The organism is Sphingobacteriia bacterium, assembly GCA_017304685.1.
Classification (GTDB): domain Bacteria; phylum Pseudomonadota; class Alphaproteobacteria; order Rickettsiales; family 33-17; genus JAFKLR01.
On sequence record JAFKLR010000003.1, the window covers coordinates 411642 to 433290 of the forward strand.

Below are 21649 nucleotides of genomic sequence, written 5' to 3' on the forward strand. Positions count from 1 at the left end.
TTACGCTGCCTCAGTTTCGGTTTTTTTGAAAGTTCTTGCGCATTCAGCCATAGTTCTTGATGCTCTTGAAATAGGGTCGGTCATATAATAATTTTTGCAAACTGAAGAAATTGGTGTGTCTAATATTTCACCTTTCATCCCTAATTTTGCAATTTTTGCTGGGGTAATAAAGTCAGTTTTAGAAAAGTGCGGAACATATTCAAACATCGCTTTTCTAACTTCATTTAATGATTCAAAAGGTTTAAGTCTACCCATAATTTTCATTAAATCTGAAAGAATTTTAAAATCTTCTTTTGCCATATTTGGTGCTGTGACAGCCGTTTTTGTTTTTTGCACTCTACCTTCAAGATTTAAAAACAACCCATTCTTTTCAGTATAAGCTGCACCTGGTAAAATAATATGAGCGTTATGTGCTCCATTATCACCATGATGACCTTGATAAATTACAGTACATGTGCTTGGTAAGCCTGATAAATCATAATCGTCACATGCTAGCAAATAAAGTAATTTTATTTCACCATTTTTTGCAGCTTCAATAATTTCTTTTCCTGTTTTGCCATCTCTTCCTGGTACTAAATGTAAGTCAAGTGCAGCAATTCTTGAGGCTGCTTGGTGAAGAACGTTGTAACCATTCCAATCTTCACGAATAATATTATATTTATCACTTAATTCTTGAATTAATGATTGTATTTGTAATGAATCTTCACGTTTAAGGACATTATCACCAATAATTATAATTGGTTTTTTAGCATTTTTAAGTTTCTCGCTAAAAGCATGTTTTTCAGAAATTAAGTCACGAAGTACAGAAATTTTATTACCTAAAAATTCTACTGGATATGTTTGATCATCTACTTCACCAATAGATGCAATAGGTAAAGTTCTGTTTGAATTAAGCCAAGTTTTTCTGATACGAGCATTTATTAAACTTGCTTCATAGCGAGGATTGCTACCTATAAGTAAGCATAAATCTGCTTGTTCAATTCCTTCAATTGTTGTGTTAAAGAGGTAAGACATTCTATTTGAATAATCAAGTTTAAGGTCACCGCTACCATCCATATATTTAATGTTTAAATCTTCGCAGATTTTTTTCATTAAAAACATGCTTTCTGCTTCAACTTGATTGCCGAAAATCACCCCGATTTCTGAAGGTTTGTGGCTTGCAAATTCTTTCTTTACTCTTTCGAGCGCAGTTTCCCAAGAAACAGTTTTAAATTTATCTTCTTCTTTAATATATGGTTTGTCTAACCGCTGATATTTTAAACCATCGCATGCAAATCTTGTTTTATCAGAAATCCATTCTTCATTAATTCCTTCGTGAAGACTTGGTAAAATACGCATAACTTCTTTTCCGCGAGCATCTATTCGGATGTTTGATCCTACTGCATCAAGTACATCAATTGATTCTGTATGCCTTAATTCCCAGCTTCTTGCTTTAAAAGCATAAGGTTTAGAAGTTAAAGCGCCAACAGGGCAGAGATCAATAATATTTCCTGATAATTCTGAAGAAATTGCTTTTCCAACATAAGTTGTAACTTCCATGTGTTCACCGCGGCCAACAGCGCCAAGCTCAGGAACACCCGCAATATCTTGTGTAAATCTTATACATCTTGTGCAATGAATGCAACGCGTCATATGGGTTTTAATTAATGGCCCCATATATTTATCTTTTACAGCTCTTTTATTTTCATGAAACCTATTTGAACCTTTACCATATGCATACGCTTGATCTTGAAGATCACATTCTCCACCTTGATCGCAAATAGGGCAATCAAGAGGGTGGTTAATAAGAAGGAATTCCATGACACCTTCACGAGCTTTTTTAACAAGAGGTGAGTCTGTATGAATTACCATTCCTTCTGCAACTGGCATTGCACATGAAGCAACTGGCTTTGGTGCTTTTTCCATTTCAACTAAGCACATACGGCAATTACCCGCAATTTTAAGCTTTTCATGATAGCAAAAACGTGGGATTTCAACACCAGCAATTTCACAAGCTTGAATGAGAGTTAAACCGTTTTCTACTTCAATTTCTTTACCGTTAATGATTAGCTTCGGCATAAGGATTCCACAAATTATTATTTTGATTATTTTTGTAAAACTATCTGAATTTAAAATAAAAAACAATAATAATCAATTATATATTATATAAGATATAAAGCTTAAACTAATTTGACGTAAATACCTAAACTTGATAACATAGTTAAATAATTAACTTTTATCAAAGATCTTATGGCAAAACATAAATATTCTAAAAATGCTAATGAACTTCCTTATGAATCAATTTTAATTAATTTACCTGATATATTAGTAAATGGCTCTCCTTCACTAATTACTAAATTACAAAAAACTTTAATCCTTCCATTAAGTATTATTAGGTTACCTCTTGCATTTTTTGTTTCATTTTCATCTATGCCTATTGGAATATTAAGACTTGTGAATGAAAAATTTCCTATTTTATTTCGGATAATAATAAATAAAACAAATGATCTAAGATTTAGGAAAAAGCTTGAAGCTATATTGAATGAAAATATTATTATATCTCAAAATGGAGAGGAAATAAAAAATATAAGTTTAACTCATAAAGTAGAATTAAAAGAAATAAATTTAAAAAAAGGTGCTGGGGTTGAAAACTCACGCGGATTATATTTAAAAAATAAAAATGTAAAAAATGATAATGCTAATAGAAAAATAATTATGTTTTTTGATGGTAATGCTGAATGTCTAGCAACATCAATAAAATGCTATGGTCCGCTTGTTGTAAATTCAAAAAGTTTAGATAGTTTTGATCATTATATGATTGAACCACCAAAACTAAGTTTAGGTATGGATGACCAAAAGCTAATTCGCCTAGGACAAGCTCATTTATATTATATTTTAAGTAAACTCGGTTATAAACCTGAAAACATAATTATTCTTTCTCATTCATTAGGTGCTTATGCAGTTAAAGTTATTGAAAGTTTTAAAGGTTTAAATTTAAATAACCAAGTGATAGGTAAGGATGTAGATTTTTCCGGCCTTTTAATCAGTAAATCATTTACCAAAATCTCAGAAGTTATATTAGGAAAAATACTCGCTAAATATGTTTCTAATAATCCGGAATATTTTCAAAAGCAAAAATATAATCCACTTACTTGGATGCTTGCAAGTTTATTTTCTAACTTAGCAAAATTTTTAAAATGGGAAATTAATGTTGTTGATGCAATAAAGGAAGGTTTACCGGTTAAAAAGATTTATATTTATAATCATAATAACGACACAATAATTCCAGGATTCGGTGCTCTTGCTTCAAATATATTTAATGATGAAAAAATTGAAGTCATTATTCTTAAAGAAAAAATTGAAGGGGTTTCAAATAACCATGCTTATGTTTTTTATGATGAAAGTGTAAGAGGGGATCAAAGGCTAATTATTGAGAACGAACAAACTATGTTAGAGAAAATAAGAGAGTTATAAGCTATATAACTCTCTTATTTTCTAAATTTTTAGAATGTGATTATTAACAACGAAATCTTTTATTGCTTCAAAAAACCTTCAAATAGTGATGGTTTTGGAAGGGTGTTACCAACCACAAACTTTTTCACAGCGTCATAAGTACTTCTTTTTGAATAATATATTGAGATTAATGATAACATACCACCAATCGCTGTGGCATCTTTCAAGTGTGTATCAAAATTATAGGCATTATTCAACCTTTTATTTCCTATATCTTGAGCATAATCGACTTCAGGTTTTCGTGTTATAAAAGATCCAATTATTCCGAAAGTAGTGTACGTAATTGCATACTTTAATGTTGAGTGCCTTAAAAGCGGAGCAAAAGATGAAAATGCTTTTTGTGCTAAAGTATTTAATTTTAAACCTTTTAATGAAGGGTTAATTAAGGGAGTGCCATGTACTAGAGTATTATAACCACTTGTTGCAAGGAAAATTATAGAACTTTGAATAATTGAACTTACAATAAATGAAGTGAATCCTGCAATTATTGAAGCTATAGAATCTTGCCAAAAAGGTAAATCAGTTTCATTTTCTTCTCTTGCAGAATGATCTGAGCCTTGCAAGTTATTAAAAATGTCCTGATAAATAGATAATTCAATTCCTGCAACACATAAGGTAGAAAGTGCAAAAGGTAATTTTACACCTATTACTCCTACTAATTTAGACAAAATTTTTTTTAACATATATTTAACCTATATTTCACCTATATTTAATTATAAATAACTATTAAGCTAACTTAACGATTTATTGATAATTTGTCAATTGTTAATTATGTATTAACATAAAGTATTGAATATTTGATTAAAACTTAGATAAAGATAGGCTTAAGTGGAATATAAGAGAAAATGAAGGAATAATAAAATTCCTTCATTTAAATAATTAACGTGAATGATGATGATGGTGGTGGGGGTGATTATGTAATCTAAAGTTTTTAGCGGTACTTGTTAAATTTTCATATAATTTAGTTATACCTCCATCTTTACCACCTGCTTTATAGGTTAAATAACCACCAATAGCTACGCCAACTAAACCAAATGTTAAACCAAGTGTTTTTCTCCACCAATTATTACTTTTTGGAGGTTCTGCTTCTACTACGCTATCATCAAAAAAATGATGATGTTGAGAGGAAGATTTATTTTTATCAACCTTACCACCTAACCAATCGCCAAAACTGCTTAAAGCTACTACTGGTCCTACCATTTTACCAATGCTACCCATGAAAAGTGAAGCTGGAAGTGAAACAAATAATAATTGTAAGCCCATTAATGTTCCTAAAGTAGCTACACCAGCAAGTGTTGCACCCATAAAGGTATAAAGAGCAGTTTTAAATAAATGGTTAGATTCGTCTTTAGATTGAATATTCTTTTTTGCATCTGTATTATTGTAAATATATAAACCTGTTGCAGAAGAGGCAGCAAAAGTTAGGAATTGTATTATCATAAGTTTATTACCATAAGTTAGTTAATAAGCGCTACATAACCTTTTAAGTAGTATTTGTCAAATAAACTTATTTGCTTAGTTTACTACCTGAGAAGTTTATATTATTTCTAAAAGCAATATCTGCTCCTAAACCTAATATGACTCCAATTATAGTATATTTATTTATATAGCTACCCCCAGCATTTTCATTAATTGTATTTAATAATGAGATGTCTTTATTTTCCGTATCTTTTATTAATTTTCCGTATTCATTAAGAAGATAAGCGCTAAGTAAGGGCATTACACTAATTTTAAGAGAAGAAAAAAGTAATTCAATAGAGCGGTTAATTAAAAACCCGCTAATAGCAAAAATTGAAGCGCTGGTTAATGAAAATATTCCAATTCTTCCAGCTTCAGCAATTTTCTGTTTTTTCCAATCTTCTTCTTTAAATTTAGGGACTTTTATAATATCAGAAAAATAAGTTTTACTAGAAAGAATCCCAGTAAAGAAACCAAGGATAGAGAGTTCTTTTAAGTTTATTAGGCTCATAAATTACCTCCTACTTTATGTATAAATTTATAGTAGAACAAAAAATTAGGAATGTAATTAAAATTTTACTATTTAATTTTACCGCTTTTAACTTTTTATTAATTTAAAATCTTAATATAAGGAATTTACGTGCATTAAAACCCTTAAATTCCTTTACCAATGGCTTCACTTACATTTTTAAAACCATTTTTTTGTAAGAGATATGAAAGATCCTGATTTAGTTGTTTAACAATGCTAAAACCTTGATATATAAAAGCGGTATAAATTTGAACAAGAGAAGCGCCATTTAAAATTTTTGTATAGGCATCTTCTGCAGTGAATACTCCACCTGCACCTATTAAAGGTATTTTTCCTTCAGTAAGTTTATAGAATTCTCTTAAAGTTGTTGTTGATCTATTGAATAAAGGTTTTCCACTAAGCCCACCTTTATCAAGTTTTTTCGGTGAGTTTAAATTTTCTCTATCTTGAATAGTAGTGTTACTAATTATTACACCATCAATTTTGTATTTTAATATTTTTTCTGCCATTAATTCTAATTGCTCAAGACTGTTATCGGGAGAGATTTTTACTAAAACAGGTTTTGTAGTTTTGGTGGTTTTAATCAATTCTTGTTTTTTATTTGAGATTGCTTCTAATAATTCATCAAAAGAAGAATCATGTTGCATATCGCGTAACCCAGGTGTATTAGGTGAGGAGATATTTATAGTTATATAGTCGCTAAATATATAAAACTTTTCTAAAAGATCTATATAATCTTTAATTCCATCGTTTGAATCTTTATTTTTACCAATATTTATTCCTAAACGGCAATTTAGATTTTCTACTTCTTCAAATAAATGGCTAATATTTTCAGAGAAAAATTCTGATCCTCTATTATTAAACCCTAAAAAGTTTATTATAGCTTTATCTTCAACCAATCTAAATATACGAGGTTTCGGATTTCCTATTTGAGGAAGTTTAGTAACCGTTCCTACTTCAAGAAAACCAAAGCCAAATTTTGCCAAGCTATTCATACATTCAGCATTTTTATCAAATCCAGCTGCAAGCCCGATAGGATTTTTAAACTCCATTCCAAATACATTTGAATTAAGATTAGAAAAATTAATCTTAAAATTTGGAATAAAATCTTTTACCGTTTCATTTTTTAATGCCGTAATTACAAAATTATGAGCATCTTCTTCATCCATTTTGAATAGAACTTTCCTGCATAAACCTTCAAAAATTTTGTAATGAAATTCAAAAGGTTGAAATTTTAACATTTTTGTTATATTATATAAATATTAATATTTTAACTAATTTAGGTAACTCGTAATGAACACATATAATCATAAAAGAATTATTATAGCAACGAGTTTGATAGTGGCTTTTTACAATATGGAACCTCTTGCTTATGATGATTTAGATAAAAATGATAACAAAGTTATCAATAATCTTATTTCAGAATACGCAGATGACATGGATGATATTGAGGATAACCATGTTACCATAAGCAGGGGAGTTAAAAAGGTTAAGCCTGTCGAACTAATTAATAAAGAAGATCAAAGTAAAGGGAATAAAAAAGCTAAGGAAATACTGGTTAAAAGTGATTTAGCGGGCGTAGATTTGGTAATTGAACCAAATGAAAACAAAGCTGATATTGGACAATTAATACAAGATGCTTATGAAGCATTTAATATGGGTCATTATGAAGTAGCTTTAACTTTTTATGAGCAAGCTCATAAATTAGATCCTAAAAACGATGAAATATTATTTGGCGTTGCAGTTGTACACCACAAATTAGGACAGTTTGAGCAAGCTAAACAATATTATGTACAAATCCTTGAAGCTCATCCAAGTAATAAACTCGCTTTAAATAATTTTCTTGCAATTGTAAGTCTTGAAAAACCCGATGCAGCTTTAAATGCTTTAAGAAGACTTGAAGCGGCAGAGCCAACAACAGGTGCTATTCCTGCACAAATTGCAAGCATTTATCAAAGGCAAGGTAAAGAAGAAATAGCTATTAAATATTATAAAAAAGCAAATAAGCTTGAGCCTAATAATTTAGATTATGTATATAATATTGGTTTCTTATATGAAAAATTAGGTCAAAAGAATAATGCAATGATTATCTACAATAAAATCATTCAAGCTTTAAATTCGGGTTATAAAGCTAATGTAGGTTTTCATGAAGTGCGTTCTAGAATAAATAATTTAAGCAGTGAAAAAGTACAATAAGAGGGATATATAATGAATCTAAACGATTTAGTTGATAATGCTCGTAAGCAATTTGCTTCAGACATTCATTTGTCTTCAAATCATCCACCAATTCTTAGAGTTAATGGAGAAATAAGGTTTTTAAGAGTTAATCCTTTAACTACCGAGCAAGTCAAAGAAATTATTGTAAATGTAATGACAGATGAGCAAAAAGCAAATTTTGAAAAAGAATGGGAAATTGATTTTGCTTATTCTGTTGAAGGTTTAGGAAGATTCAGAATAAATGCCTATCACGATAATAATGGTCCTGCTGCGGCAATTAGACTTATTAATAGTGAGATTTTAACTCTTGAGCAAGTTAAAGCTCCTAAAGTTATGGAAAAAATTGCAGCTCTACATAAAGGTTTAATTTTAGTAACAGGTCCTACAGGAAGTGGTAAAACAACTACAGTAGCGGCTCTCATTCATTATATAAATAAATATTTCAGTAAACATATTTTGACTGTAGAAGATCCAATAGAATTTGTTCATAAATCAGATAGATGTTTAATTAACCAAAGGGAAGTAGGCGCTCACAGTAGATCATTTGCGCGTGCTCTTAAAAGCGCTTTACGTGAAGATCCTGATATTATTATGGTTGGTGAGATGCGTGATTTAGAAACAATTCGTCTTGCAATGACTGCTGCTGAAACCGGACACTTAGTAATCGGCACTCTACATACAAGTTCTGCTCCACAAACAATAGATAGGATTATTGACGTATTTCCACCTGAAGAAAAAGCTCTTATAAGAGTTATGCTTTCAAATTCTATTGAAGCGGTAATTACACAACAATTAATAAGAACTGCCGATGAGCAAAGTAGAGTGGCAGCGCATGAAGTTTTAATTGCAAATTCTGGTATTAGGAACCTCATACGTGAAGGTAAAATTCCACAAATTTTCTCTGCTATGCAAGTAGGTGGTAACCTTGGTATGCAATTGATGAAAGATAGCGTGACTGCACACTTAAATAGTGGGTTGATTACAAAAGAATCAGCTATGCTTGCTCTTAATCAGGGTGATGATAATGCGCAACAGAAAAGAAGTGATAGTATATTTTAATTTGCTTAAACTATACCATCACTTTTCTGAAATATATTTTTACGAAATTTCTTAAATTTCTAATTCGTAAACCATTTCGCCGTTAACGAAGGTTTTTATTGCTCTACCTTTAACTTTTCTACCGTCAAAAGGTGAGTTTTTAGACTTTGAGTGGAAATTATTTGTTTCAATTACCCATTCTTTATCAAGATCAATTAAAGTTAAATCAGCAATTTTACCTTTTTCAATTCTACCAGCATCAATTTGTATAACCTCTGCAGGTTTGTTTGTCATAAGAGCTAAAACTTCAGTTAAATCCATACCATAATTATGATATAACTCTAACGAAAGTGGTAGCATAGTTTCCATGCCAACTATTCCAAATGTAGCTTCAGAAAGTGGTTTATTTTTACTTTCTAAATCATGTGGTGCATGATCTGTAGCTATTGCATCAAATATTCCATCTTTAAGTCCTTTAATAAGGGCAAGTCTATCAGCTTCTGACCTTAATGGTGGGTTCATTTTTGCATTAGTGCCATAAGTTAAAACAGCTTCATCATTAAGTAAAAAATGATGAGGTGCTACTTCACAAGTTACGTTTAAACCTTTTTGTTTAGCTAGCTTAATTAGTTCTAATGATTCTTTAGTAGAAACATGTAATACATGATAATGTCCACCTGTAAGTTCAAGAATTTGAAGGTCGCGAGCAACCATTGCTGATTCAGAAATATTAGGAATACCAGTAACGCCAAGTTCAAATGAAACTTTTCCTTCATTAATACAACCGCCTTGAGATAATTGTAAATCTTCAGCATGTTGAACAATAGGTTTATTTAAGCTTCGTGCATATTCAAATGCTCTACGCATTAAAAGAGAGTTCATTACTGGCAAACCATCATCGGTAAAACCAACTGCTCCATTTTCTGCAAGCATTGCCATATCAGAAAGTTCATTTCCTTCCATGTTTTTACTAATTGCAGCGTAGACATGAATATGACAATAAGCTTCTCTAGCTTTATCTTTAATTATATCCATTACAGTTTTTGAATCTATTACGGGTTTGGTGTTAGGTTGACACACTACGCGTGTAATTCCACCTGCAACCGAAGATTTGCTGCCACTTAGTATATTTTCTTTATGTGTAACACCTGGTTCACGAAAATGAACTTGAATATCAATTAGACCTGGTGTTAATAGATGTCCTTTACAATCAATTTTTTCAAATTGATCTGAAACATTATTAAAATTTAATAGGTGAGGGCCAAAATCTTTAATTAAACCATTTTCAATTAATATACCGCCCTTAAAATCGCTACGAGATTTAGGGTCAATAATTCGTGCATTAAATAATAACTTATTATTTTTATTAGAATTACGATTAAAAAACTTTTGAGTCATGAAAATTACCTATTATTCCCTTCAAGATAACTAAATATTGCTTGTCTTACATAAATTCCATTTTCAACTTGCTTTAATACAACTTTTTTTGGCCAATCAAACATTTCATCAGAAATTTCAATACCTCTATTTATCGGTCCAGGGTGCATTATTAAAGCATCTTTATGAGCATATTCAATAGTATTACTATTTAATTGATATAATTTTTTATAATCATTAAGAGAAGGAATAAATTTCTTTTCCATTCTTTCTAATTGAATTCTAAGCATCATTACAATGTCTGCATCTTTAATGCCGTCTTTTAAACTGTCATAACATGTAAATTCAGCGCTTTCGTGAATAGGTAAAAGGGTTCTTGGACCAACTAATCTAACTTTAGCGCCAAATTTATTTAAAAGTTTAATATTAGATCTCGCAACACGACTATGTAAAATATCACCTACGATTGAAATAGTTTTGCCTTTAATATCATTTATATTATCGATCATTGTAAAATAATCAAGCAAGGCTTGGCTTGGGTGCTCATTGCAACCATCACCAGCATTAATTATATGTCCTTTGACGTAAGGAGTTACAAGGTTAAGTATACCACTTTGATTATGTCTTATAACAAAGTAATCGATATCCATAGCATTTAGGGTATTAATAGTATCAATTATAGTTTCACCTTTACTAACTGACGATTTTCCAACATCAAGATGAATTACATAGGCTCCTAAATTATGCGCGGCAAGTTCAAAAGAGGTTCTGGTACGAGTTGATTCTTCAAAAAATATAGTTGCAACATTTCTTTCTTTTAAGTTATTGGATCTTTTATTTTTTTTAAATTCTTTAGCTAAATTGGTGATATTCTCAATATCTTCCTTGGTTAATTGAGCAATCGAAATTAGATGACGTGGTTTTATCATAAACAAACAAAATTTTAATTTGACAAAATATATTATATAAGGTATACACAAACACGGTTTTCGGGGCATAGCGCAGCCTGGTAGCGCATCTGGTTTGGGACCAGAGGGTCGGGAGTTCGAATCTCTCTGCCCCGACCATTAAATTTAAGCGCTACTAAGTAGCTTATCTAATTCTCCTTTTTCATTCAAAGCATACAAATCATCACAGCCACCAACATGGGTATCGCCGATAAAGATTTGCGGAACGGTTCTACGACCATTTGCTTTTGCAAGCATTTCTTCTTGTAGGTTAGTATCATTAGTAATGTCAATTTCTTGAATATTACTTACATTTTTCATTTTAAGTAATTGCATAGCTTTAACGCAATATGGGCAATAATCTTTAGTATATATTATAACGTTTTTCATTAATCACACTCCTATATAAAGGGTTTATATGGCAATTTATAAACTATAAACGTCTTAAAGGCTATCTTAAATTTTATTAACGATAGCTATACGTTGTGAATGATTAAGCTCTGCTTTTTTTCTAAATTTGCTATTATAATACAACGATCTCATATCATTATTTAAAAATTCATAAAATTGAGATGAAGTGTAATTAAAATCCTTTGGCCTTTTAATAGGTTCATCATTTTTTAGTTGATCCGCTAAATTTTGCAATTTTGTTATTTGCTTATCTCTAAAATCAAAAGGAGCATATAAAGTATCCGATACAATATTATCAATTTTTGCATCAATTATTTTACGATTTAAAAATGTTTGAAATCCAATATTTAAAAGGTTAAGTGAAAAACTTAAAATTAAAGATATTTTAGAGATATTATAATTATATTTTTTAGTGAAAGTTTTAAAAATATTGTCTTTCAAAAGATTTGTAATAGATTTTGAGTTTTTATAATAAAATTTATCTAATATTGTAAAATAAATAATATTTTCAATTGGATAATAAACAAGAGTCCGTAAAGAGGGTAATGAGTAAATAAATTTATTTGTGATTATTTCTACTGTTTCTCTAAATAAACTAGTCTCTATTCTTAAAGTTTTACTTCTAATATTATTTTTATAAGGACTGATAAAATTATCGGTTATAAAATTTTTAAAAGTCCATCCAATAATAGAATTGCTAACAATTAAATAAAATGGAAATTTGTTTTTAGAAATGTTTAGTTTATTAAAAAGAAAATTTGATATTATTAAAACGCTTCCATTAAATATATTGCTTAAAAACTTACTAACTGAAGAACTGAAAATTCTTCTTAATTCAAACTTTATTGTATAAAACACCCAATTTTTTAAATTAAATTTTTGTTTATCAATAAAAGGTGTGACATCAATAAACTGATTTTCTTTAATTTTTAAATAAAAACTATTATTTTTATTTTGTTTTACAATTGTTTCTAAGTCAATAACCGGTATTTTACTTGCAGCTTGAAGCCTAGTAACATTAATTTTATAAGGGAAAGGGAGGTTGAACCTCTTTTTATAAACAAATAATTTAGCTTTTTCTAAATCATTTCTCATTTTTACCATTTAGTTTACTATATTTCTTTACAAGGTTTTTTGAAAAGGTAGTATAATATAACATAATGTTAACTTAATGTTAATTGTTTTTTTATAATTTAAGCGATTGTACAAATGATTTTTAAATATTTCTTTTTAAAATTCATACAATTCAAATGCATAAATGCATATTAATCTACGAATCATTCCCCCTTTTGTAATATACCACTCATAAATTATTGGACATCATTTTTCTAGCATATTCAAGATCTTCAGGGGTATCCACCGATATTGGTATGTATTTAGTAATTCCAATGCCTATAGTCATACCATTTTCAAGTGCTCTTAACTGTTCCAATTTTTCTTGTAATTCAAGTTTTGAAGGGGGAAGGTTTACAAATTTTGTTAAAGCATCTCTTGTAAATGAATAAATTCCTAAGTGATGATAAAATTTTTCTGAACCGAAGGGTACAAGGCTTCTTGAAAAATATAAAGCTTTCGCAAAATTATTTTTAATTTCACTAAAAACAGGTTTTACAACACTTGTCTTTTTAGCTTCTTCTTCCGTAATTTCAGCACATAAAGTTCCAATATCACTATTAGAATTCTTTAATACTTGAAGCGCTTCATTTAAAATATTTGAATCAAAATTTGGCATGTCACCTTGTAGGTTGATTATATATTTAAACTTACCTTCTGGGTCTATTTTTGTAAGGGCCTCATAAATTCTATCAGTCCCACTTGGAAGATTAGGGTCAGTTAGAATTGCCTTGCCGCCTTTGCTTTCAATAAGTTTTACAATATCCTCATCACCTGCAGCTACATAAACTTCAAAATTACTTGCTTTAACAGCCTTTTCCCACATATGCACTATCATAGGTTTTCCTGCAATATCGAGAAGAGGTTTATTCGGAAGTCTGGTTGCGGCTAGACGTGAAGGTATAATTACAATGGTATCTGTCATATGATTATCTCAATTTTACTAAATTTTATCGATTGAAATATATATATGTATATATATACATGTATATATATATTTTATGTAAAAATAAATTTAAAGGTACTTAATGCTTCCAAGTTCTATGAAAAATAACCAATTTATGCAAAGAGCGTTAGAGCTTGCAAAAGAAGCGTATAAAAAAAATGAAGTGCCTGTTGGAGCGGTTATTGTAGACCCTAAAACTAATACAATTATTTCTGAAGGAATTAATTTTAGCGAACATGGTAAAAATGCAATTTTGCATGCTGAAATAATTGCTATAAATAAAGCATGTAATGTTATCGGTAATAAATACCTAAATGAGCTAGATTTGTATGTAAGTTTAGAACCTTGCCCAATGTGCGCTTATGCCATTTCACTTTCAAAAATAAAACGACTTTATTTTGGTGCTTTTGATAAAAAATGTGGTGGCGTTGAGAATGGTCCTATTATTTATAATTCATCTTCCACACATCATAAACCAGAAATTTACGGTGGATTAATGGAAGAAGAATCAAAAGAATTATTAAAAAGTTTTTTTGAGAAATTAAGAGATTAAATGATTATATATATTAAAAGGTTTTATAACTTTTTATTCCTTGATTAACAAAATAGAAAAAAGTATAAGTAAAGGCAAATTTAATAGGATAAATTTTATGTCTTTACCTAAAAACCCAGTCCTTTTAGCATTAGATAATTTAAATGATGAACAGGTAATTGAAGCTGTTAATAATTTACATCAAGATTTAGGCGGAATTAAACTTGGGCTTGAATTTTGGAATGGATATGGGGCTCTTAAAGTAAAAGAAATAAATGAAAAATTTAACTTACCATTATTTTTAGATCTTAAATTTCATGATATTCCAAATACTGTAGCAAAAGCTTTAGACTATGCGCTTAATGTAAAACCTTTTTTAACAACAATCCACGCTCAAGGTGGTGCTGAAATGATAAAAGCAGCAGTAAACATTGCAAAGGAAAAAGAAGCTAAAACTAGCTTTAAGACTAACATACTTGCAGTTACAATTTTAACTAGCATGCAAGAGAATGATTTGATAGAAATTGGTTATAATGGAAATGTTCAAGATATAGTAATGAAATTAACTGAAACTGCAATTAAAAATGGCGCCGATGGGGTAGTTTGTTCACCTCGCGAAATTGAAATTATAAGAGAAAAATTCGGTAAAGATATTTTAATTGTAACTCCAGGAATAAGGCCAGTAGGCAGTGAAAGCAATGATCAGAAACGCACTTTAACACCAAAAGAAGCATTAGAAAAAGGATGTAACTATATGGTAATTGGTAGACCAATTTTAGCAAATGAAAATCCTAAACAAGCGCTTCAAAATATTTTAAAAACATTATAAGTTAGAGATATATATGAACTATTTAGCTTCCTTTCCAAATACACGTTTAAGAAGATTAAGACAGTCATATCCTATTAGAAATTTAGTTAGGGAAACTAACTTAAGTGTTAATGATTTAATTTGGCCAGTATTTATTATTGATGGTAAAAATGAAAAGCAACCGATTCCATCAATGCCAGGAACTTTTAGATATTCAATTGATACTCTTCTACAGGAATTAAATGAAGCGATAGATTTAGGGATTAATGCAATTGCTTTATTTCCTAACATTGATCCTTCATTAAAAGATGAAAATGGGTTAGAGGCTATTAACCAAAATACTTTAGTCGTAAGAGCGGTAGAGATTATTAAAAATCACTTTCCGGAATTAGTAGTTATTTGTGACATAGCCTTAGATCCATATACTACTCATGGTCATGACGGTATTCTTAATGATAGAGGCGAAGTTGATAATGATAAAACTATAGAAATTTTATGTCGCCAAGCAATCCTACTTGCAGAAGCTGGATGCGATATTGTGGCGCCATCCGATATGATGGATGGTAGAATAGGAACTATAAGAGAATCCCTTGATTACAATGGTTTTTTAAATACTGTTATTCTTTCTTATGCGGCAAAATATGCCTCAAGTTTTTATTCCGCATTCAGAGATGCTGTGGGTTCAGGAAAAAACCTAGGAAAAAGTACTAAAGAAACTTATCAAATGGACCCTGCAAATTCTAAAGAAGCATTAAGAGAAGTAGCTTTAGATATTCAAGAAGGAGCTGACATTGTTATGGTAAAGCCGGCAGTGCATTATTTGGATATTATAAAATCCATTAGCGATAATTTCCCAATTCCTGTATTTGCCTATCATGTAAGTAGTGAATATGCCCTTTTAAAACTTGCAAGTGCGCACGGCTTAATTAATTATGATAATGCAATTTTTGAAACATTAATTTCCATAAAAAGAGCAGGTGCTAAAAGTATTTTTACCTATGCAGCTAAAGAAGTAGCTTATTTACTTAAAAGTTATTAATTTCTTAATTTTATTGCAAATTGTTTATTTATAAATATCAAATTTTCTTAGAAGTGCATATGTTTATTTTGTATTAATAATATCTATTGATTTTAACTTTTATATAACTATAATGATGAAAGGATAAATTTGAAATATAATTTATTTAAATAAAAAAATTAAGAGGTAATTATGGGAAGAGTAAGTTACATATATACTAATAATTCACAAACAAATCAACATTATATTATAAAACATGAAAATCATAAGAAAGTTGCAATTGAATGCAACCTCGTAAACGGTAAGTTAGAACCTGTATCAAAAGATCATTTTGTTGAAACAGTATATAGTCGTTCTGATTTTGATAAAAATAATAATATTGGTGGTATGGCTGCCATTAAACAACCTTCTGATGAAAAAGAATTTCTTCAATTACTTAAAAATATATTTAAATATTTATTAGTTAGAAATTTTGAAAGCAGTGCAACTTATCAGGATCTTTTAACTTCTATTTCAGATATTGAAATTACACCTCCAGTAGGTAATTACGATGTAACCTCACAAGTTAATAATGTTAGAAAAGAAGCGGTAAAAAAACATAAAGAGCTAAAGAAAGCAAATGCGTTTGAAGATTTATCTGAGCCATTTAATTTTGAAAAATTAGGTAAACAATATTTATTTAAAGCTATAAATCTAGCTATTGGTGCTACATTAACTTATTTCTTATTACCAAGAGCAGGTAGGTTTTTAAATAATTTAGCAATCCGTTATTTTAACACAAATGTTGGAGCGGCACTTAATAATGTGGTTGACTCTGGTGTTAATATAGCAGCAAATTACGTTACTCCAAAATTACCGGTACAACTTCAAAATTTAACTAACCAAGCAACAGTTAGTAGTTTATTTAAAAAAGGTGGTAAAGTCGCTGCTTATGCAGGTGGAACAGTTTTAGGAGCAGGAGCAGCACCAATGGTTGTTGAGGCTTCAATAAGAACAGCTGGAGGTGATTATTCAGCTTTCATTCCTAATATAAAAACTACACATAGATTATCAGCATTTTGTTCAAATGCTATAAGTAGGCCTAATGAAGCTATAGTTAGAAAATAATTTTCTATCTTAATTTTTAAAAAGGCAGTTTACTAAATAAACTGCCTTTTTTTTATTTATAATTATTTCATTTATAAAACTCTTTGTATAAGCAAAGAAATTAGATGTTTACACAAAAAATATTGGTTATTTAACTTATTATTTAGTTATTGCACCAATGCGAATCATATTTTTTTGCAAGTAAATAAATTTATTTTGTGTTAATAATATCTATTGTATTTAACTTTTATATTCTTATAATAATGAACGAATAAATTTGAAGATGGTTTATTCGAATAATAAATTTAAGAGGTTGTTATAAATTATTATGAGTAAAGTAAAGTTCGTGTATGTTGAAGAAAATGATGAACATTTTATTGTTCCTATGATAAATAAAGGTTCATTTTTTAAAAAAAAATATGAAGCTATTAAAGATGAGAATAATGATGATATTAAGTTCAAATGTACATTAGATGATGTTAATATAACATTAACTGTTGATGATACAGATGAGTTAATTTCCTTTGTTTATACAAAGGATGATTTTAATAAAGATAATAATATTGGTGGTTGGGCTGCTTATAAATCACAATCTTCTATAAAAAATGGAAATGCTTTAAAATTTTTATTAGGCAGGAATTTTAAAAGTAGCGCTACTCACAAAGATCTTTTAGATAAATTTAAATATGCAATTGAGATTACACTTCCTAATAAAGGAAACGATGTAACTTCACAAGTTGATAATATTAGAAAAGAAGCAGTAGAACAACACAAAGAACTCAAGAAAGAAAAAGCAGCAAAAGATTTATTAAAGTCACCTAATTTTAAGGATTTCGGGAAACAATATTTATTTAGAGCAGCATTCCTAGCTGTTGGTGCGGCGTTAGCATATTTCTTGTTACCAAGAGCAGGTAGGTTTTTAAATAATTTTGCAATCCGTTATTTTAACAAAAATTTTGGTACGGCACTTAATAATGCTGTTGACTCTGGTGTTAATTTAGCAGCAAATTATGTTATTCCAAAATTACCGGTACAACTTCAAAATTTAACTAACCAAGCAACAGTTAGTAACTTAGTTAAAAAAGGTGGTAAAGCTGCAGCATATGCTGGTGCTACAGTTTTAGGTGCGGGTACAACAAAATTATTTAGTGAAGCTGTAGTTGATGCAAAAGCAACTCGTGGTGGATCATTCATCCCAACTCTAAAAACTTCACGTAGATTAATTGCCGAATCTATCAAAGCGGTAAGCAGACCTGACGTAAGTACAATGAATAAAAGTAGATCATAACTTATATTTTATTTTATAAAAAAAGGCAGGTTGATAAAACAACCTGCCTTTTTTTACAGTTACAAAATAAACTGAGTTTACATTTCTCCATTTAAAGCTTTTTTAGCTTTCTCTATAGTATTTTTTATACCATAAAGTGCAATAAAAGATCCCCAACGTGGCCCTTGTTCTTGACCAAGTAGTAAATTATATAAAGCTATAAAGAAAGTTTTAGTCTCAATATTTTGTTCACGACAGAAATCATATAATTTATTCTGAATATCTTCCGCGCTTGAATTTTCAGGAAGACTGTTAAGAGATTCAATAAAATTATTTAATAAAGTTTTATCTTCTTCGTTAGGAGCTTTATATTTTTTATTAGGTTTAATAAAATCATTATAATATTTAATAGCAAATTTTGCCATTGATGCTAAAAGTGGAGCTTTTTCAGGTGTTAAGCCAGGTGCATATTTTGAAATAAAACCCCATAACACTGAATCATCATCTGGGTTACAAACACCAACTAAGTTTAATAATAAACTAAAATTAATATTATGTTTTTCAGGAGATGGAACTTTACCACCATGCACATGCCAAACAGGGTTATTTAATTTTTCTTCGCTTGAAGCTTCTTCAAATTTATTTAAATAAATTAAATACTCATCCATTTGTTTTGGAATTACATCGAAGAAAAGTTTTTTAGCTTTATTTGGAGATTGATATAAATATAATGCTAAGCTTTCTTTAGGAGCATATTTTAACCAATCATCCATGCTAAGACCGTTACCCTTAGATTTAGATATTTTCTGACCTTTTTCATCAAGGAAAAGTTCATATTTATATAAAATCGGTTCTTTATATCCTAAAACATTAGTAATTTTAGTTGAAAGCTCAGCGGTTGGAATTAAATCTTTACCATGCATTTCGTAATCAACATCAAGTGCACACCAACGCATTGCCCAATCAGCTTTCCATTGTAATTTAGCTTTTCCACCAAAAATACTTTGTTCAATTTCTTGCCCGCTTGTTGTTTTAAATTTAATTGTACCTTTTTCTATATTTCTTTCTAAAATTGGAACTTGTAAAACTAAACCTGTTTCTGGGCAAATTGGAAGAATAGGGCTGTAAGTTGCTTGTCTTTCTTCTCCAAGAGTTGGTAACATTACTTCCATAATTTTATCGAAATGTTTTAAAACATTTAAAAGCATTTCATCAAATTGACCTGATTTATAGCATTCAGTAGCACTTTTATATTCATATTCAAAACCAAAATTATCAAGGAATTGTTTAAGTCTTGAATTCATATGAGCGCCAAAACTTTCATGTGTACCAAAAGGATCAGGGATTGAAGTAAGAGGTTTTCCTAAATGCTCACGAACCATTTCCTTATTTGGTATATTATCAGGAACTTTTCTAAGTCCATCCATATCATCAGAAAAGGCATAGAATTTTGTTGGTATTCCAGGGTAAAGTAATTCAAAAGCTTTTCTAACGAAAGTAGTTCTGCAGGCTTCACCAAACGTACCTAAATGGGGTAAACCTGAAGGTCCATAACCCATTTCAAAGAGCACATGTCCTTTACTAGGAGTTTTATTATTAATGCGCTCCATTATTCTTTTTGCTTCTAAAAACGGCCAAGCGTTGCTTTTATTTGCATAATCTTGTAAATTTGTCATAATTATATAATCCATATAGAAATTTTTATTAATTTACAAAAATGATGGTCTACATGCAAACTAAATCTTTATCTAAATATTATGTATTTTTATTATGGGCTTCTTCTTTAGTTGCCTTATCTTATTCTTTCTATGCTCAATATATTGATCACCTTAAACCTTGCTCCTTATGTTTAATTCAAAGGTATATATATTTGGCAATAGCGTTATGTCCTGCTTTATTTCTTACATTTAAAAATAGGAAACTTAAAATTGTTATAATGACTCTGCTAATATTAGGTTCAGTTGTCGTTGCAGGATATAATGTGTTACTTGAAAACAGAGTTATTGATCCAATCTTTTCATGTGCTACTCCAATTAATATTGATGATATAATGCAACTCTTACCTGAAGATTGCAGTACAAAGCAATATGCAATGCTTGGTTTTTCTTTTGCAGAAATTAACTTTTTCTTTAGCTTAATTATGTTTTTACTTGGGATATATACTTATGGAAAAGAAACTACTGAAAAAGAATCCATTTAATAATTATTTACCAGGCGATTTAAAACCAGAAGAAAAAATTGCAAGAATTCTTAGAGTGAATCATGCAGGGGAATTTGGTGCTAAGCGTATTTATGATGGTCAACTTGCGGTTCTCAAAGGGCATCGTAAAATTACTCATATGGCAAATCAGGAATTAAAACATCTTGAATATTTTGAGAACGAAATGCGTAAACGTGAAGTAAGGCCAAGCTTACTTTCACCATTTTGGCATATTGGCGGTTATTTGATGGGAAGTGTTACTGCTCTTATGGGCGAAAAAGCTGCGATGGCTTGTACAGAAGCGGTGGAAGATGTTATTCAAGAACATTATGCAAATCAATTAGAGGATTTAGGTGAAGAAGAACCAGACCTTGCTGATAAAATTAAGCAATTTAGAGAAGAAGAACTTGAACACCATAATGAGGCAATTGCAAGTGGTTCACGCGAGACTATAGGCTATTCCATTTTAACATCAGTTATAAAAATCACTAGTAAAATAGCAATTAAAGTAGCGGAAAGATTTTAAATTTATTCCCGCTACTTTAATTATTGAAACGTCTTATTAAAATTCTTTTATAAATTTTTTAAGTCTACTTGGAAATATAATATGTCCAGTATCAAGTGGAATTAATTTAGCTTTAAGTTTCTTTTGTAAATAAGTCGCGTTTTTAAAATCCACAATAAAATCTTTTTTACCATGAATAATTATAGTTTCAGGGTAAGGGGTTTTGATAGGAAAGTATTCTGCTAAAAACCCGTACCAGTACTTTATTTTTTCACGTGACCAATTTGGGCTTGGAACAAGCTTAACATTATAAAGTAGTTTTAAAACCGAATTAAAAATTATTTCAGGAATTCCTGTAATTAAATGGCGTAAGTTCCTGAAAGTTTTAACTTTCATTCCATATGGAAAATCAGGAGTTGAATGAACGTAATAAGGCGCACCTACGATATAAAGCTTTTTAACCTTAATATGTCCTTCAGAAATAAGCCTTAAAAGGATTCTACCTCCTAAACTGTAGCCAATTGCTACATTATACTCACCTTTAACGTCTTTTTTAAGGTCTTCATATGAATTATAGCTTAAATAGTCGATATATTGGTAATTTATACCTAAATTTTTGTAAACATTGCCTAATAAATAACCACTTAAAAATATATTCTGCATATAAACCTCTGATTTGTATGATATATATATCAAGTTTAACAG

The 21649-nt window shown here is 29.7% G+C and carries 22 protein-coding genes and 1 tRNA gene; 11 read left to right on the top strand and 12 right to left on the bottom strand.

Going from position 1 to position 21649, the window contains the following annotated elements; translation table 11 throughout:
• Window positions 1-2058, bottom strand: a complete 2058-nt coding sequence (locus tag J0H68_01925) for an NADH-quinone oxidoreductase subunit G (GenBank protein MBN8827448.1) — start codon at window positions 2056-2058, stop codon at window positions 1-3.
• 171 nt (window positions 2059-2229) lie between these two features.
• Between J0H68_01925 and J0H68_01930 the strand changes: the two genes are divergently transcribed.
• Complete coding sequence (locus tag J0H68_01930; GenBank protein ID MBN8827449.1) at window positions 2230-3453, top strand: hypothetical protein; 1224 nt, start codon at window positions 2230-2232, stop codon at window positions 3451-3453.
• 59 nt (window positions 3454-3512) lie between these two features.
• Here the strand turns inward: J0H68_01930 and J0H68_01935 are convergent, their stop codons facing one another.
• From J0H68_01935 to J0H68_01950, 4 genes are all read right to left on the bottom strand, one after another.
• Entirely contained in the window at window positions 3513-4175 is a 663-nt protein-coding gene (locus J0H68_01935; protein ID MBN8827450.1) for a hypothetical protein, read from the bottom strand.
• Window positions 4176-4371: 196 nt separating this feature from the next.
• A complete protein-coding gene (locus J0H68_01940) occupies window positions 4372-4932 on the bottom strand; it encodes a hypothetical protein (protein ID MBN8827451.1) in 561 nt (186 codons plus the stop codon).
• 67 nt (window positions 4933-4999) lie between these two features.
• Window positions 5000-5461: a hypothetical protein gene (locus J0H68_01945; protein MBN8827452.1), complete on the bottom strand. Its 462-nt coding sequence runs from the start codon at window positions 5459-5461 to the stop codon at window positions 5000-5002.
• A gap of 143 nt (window positions 5462-5604) precedes the next feature.
• Complete coding sequence (locus J0H68_01950) at window positions 5605-6720, bottom strand: quinone-dependent dihydroorotate dehydrogenase (protein ID MBN8827453.1); 1116 nt, start codon at window positions 6718-6720, stop codon at window positions 5605-5607.
• A gap of 52 nt (window positions 6721-6772) precedes the next feature.
• Here J0H68_01950 and J0H68_01955 point away from each other — a divergent pair, with 52 nt between their 5' ends.
• Together J0H68_01955 and J0H68_01960 are read left to right on the top strand one after the other, a co-directional pair.
• Window positions 6773-7675, top strand: a complete 903-nt coding sequence (locus J0H68_01955; GenBank protein ID MBN8827454.1) for a tetratricopeptide repeat protein — start codon at window positions 6773-6775, stop codon at window positions 7673-7675.
• Between the two features lie 12 nt (window positions 7676-7687).
• Entirely contained in the window at window positions 7688-8755 is a 1068-nt protein-coding gene (locus J0H68_01960; GenBank protein ID MBN8827455.1) for a type IV pilus twitching motility protein PilT, read from the top strand.
• A 51-nt stretch (window positions 8756-8806) separates the two neighbouring features.
• Here J0H68_01960 and J0H68_01965 read toward each other — a convergent pair whose 3' ends face one another.
• Window positions 8807-10132, bottom strand: a complete 1326-nt coding sequence (locus tag J0H68_01965; GenBank protein ID MBN8827456.1) for a dihydroorotase — start codon at window positions 10130-10132, stop codon at window positions 8807-8809.
• 5 nt (window positions 10133-10137) lie between these two features.
• Window positions 10138-11040, bottom strand: a complete 903-nt coding sequence (locus J0H68_01970) for an aspartate carbamoyltransferase catalytic subunit (protein MBN8827457.1) — start codon at window positions 11038-11040, stop codon at window positions 10138-10140.
• Window positions 11041-11101: 61 nt separating this feature from the next.
• On the opposite strand from J0H68_01970, the gene J0H68_01975 reads away from it, so the two are divergent.
• Window positions 11102-11178 (top strand) — tRNA-Pro (locus J0H68_01975).
• A 6-nt stretch (window positions 11179-11184) separates the two neighbouring features.
• On the opposite strand, the gene grxC is transcribed toward J0H68_01975, so the two are convergent.
• The 3 genes from grxC to J0H68_01990 form a co-directional block, all read right to left on the bottom strand.
• A complete protein-coding gene (gene grxC, locus J0H68_01980; GenBank protein MBN8827458.1) occupies window positions 11185-11448 on the bottom strand; it encodes a glutaredoxin 3 in 264 nt (87 codons plus the stop codon).
• 66 nt (window positions 11449-11514) lie between these two features.
• Window positions 11515-12573, bottom strand: coding sequence for a hypothetical protein (locus tag J0H68_01985; GenBank protein MBN8827459.1), 1059 nt, complete (start codon window positions 12571-12573; stop codon window positions 11515-11517).
• A 199-nt stretch (window positions 12574-12772) separates the two neighbouring features.
• Window positions 12773-13507, bottom strand: coding sequence for a 3-deoxy-manno-octulosonate cytidylyltransferase (locus J0H68_01990; protein MBN8827460.1), 735 nt, complete (start codon window positions 13505-13507; stop codon window positions 12773-12775).
• A gap of 103 nt (window positions 13508-13610) precedes the next feature.
• Between J0H68_01990 and J0H68_01995 the strand changes: the two genes are divergently transcribed.
• The 5 genes from J0H68_01995 to J0H68_02015 all read left to right on the top strand — a co-directional run bounded on the left by J0H68_01995 (window position 13611) and on the right by J0H68_02015 (window position 18260).
• The gene (locus J0H68_01995) at window positions 13611-14081 is read left to right on the top strand and encodes a nucleoside deaminase (protein MBN8827461.1); all 471 of its coding nucleotides are present in this window, start codon (window positions 13611-13613) and stop codon (window positions 14079-14081) included.
• A gap of 97 nt (window positions 14082-14178) precedes the next feature.
• Entirely contained in the window at window positions 14179-14889 is a 711-nt protein-coding gene (gene pyrF, locus J0H68_02000) for an orotidine-5'-phosphate decarboxylase (protein MBN8827462.1), read from the top strand.
• A 13-nt stretch (window positions 14890-14902) separates the two neighbouring features.
• Window positions 14903-15907 (top strand): porphobilinogen synthase, encoded by a 1005-nt coding sequence (gene hemB / locus J0H68_02005; GenBank protein MBN8827463.1) that lies wholly within the window; start codon window positions 14903-14905, stop codon window positions 15905-15907.
• A 171-nt stretch (window positions 15908-16078) separates the two neighbouring features.
• Complete coding sequence (locus tag J0H68_02010; GenBank protein ID MBN8827464.1) at window positions 16079-16993, top strand: hypothetical protein; 915 nt, start codon at window positions 16079-16081, stop codon at window positions 16991-16993.
• Window positions 16994-17300: 307 nt separating this feature from the next.
• Window positions 17301-18260, top strand: coding sequence for a hypothetical protein (locus J0H68_02015; protein MBN8827465.1), 960 nt, complete (start codon window positions 17301-17303; stop codon window positions 18258-18260).
• Window positions 18261-18337: 77 nt separating this feature from the next.
• Here J0H68_02015 and J0H68_02020 read toward each other — a convergent pair whose 3' ends face one another.
• Window positions 18338-19915 carry a lysine--tRNA ligase gene (locus J0H68_02020; GenBank protein MBN8827466.1) on the bottom strand — a complete coding sequence of 526 codons (1578 nt, stop codon included), beginning with the start codon at window positions 19913-19915 and terminating at the stop codon, window positions 18338-18340.
• 41 nt (window positions 19916-19956) lie between these two features.
• Here J0H68_02020 and J0H68_02025 point away from each other — a divergent pair, with 41 nt between their 5' ends.
• Together J0H68_02025 and J0H68_02030 are read left to right on the top strand one after the other, a co-directional pair.
• Entirely contained in the window at window positions 19957-20439 is a 483-nt protein-coding gene (locus tag J0H68_02025) for a disulfide bond formation protein B (protein ID MBN8827467.1), read from the top strand.
• Window positions 20405-20965, top strand: coding sequence for a demethoxyubiquinone hydroxylase family protein (locus J0H68_02030; GenBank protein ID MBN8827468.1), 561 nt, complete (start codon window positions 20405-20407; stop codon window positions 20963-20965). The genes J0H68_02025 and J0H68_02030 overlap by 35 nt, the downstream gene beginning before the upstream one ends.
• A gap of 36 nt (window positions 20966-21001) precedes the next feature.
• Here the strand turns inward: J0H68_02030 and J0H68_02035 are convergent, their stop codons facing one another.
• A complete protein-coding gene (locus J0H68_02035) occupies window positions 21002-21607 on the bottom strand; it encodes a hypothetical protein (GenBank protein ID MBN8827469.1) in 606 nt (201 codons plus the stop codon).
• Window positions 21608-21649 lie beyond the last annotated feature (42 nt).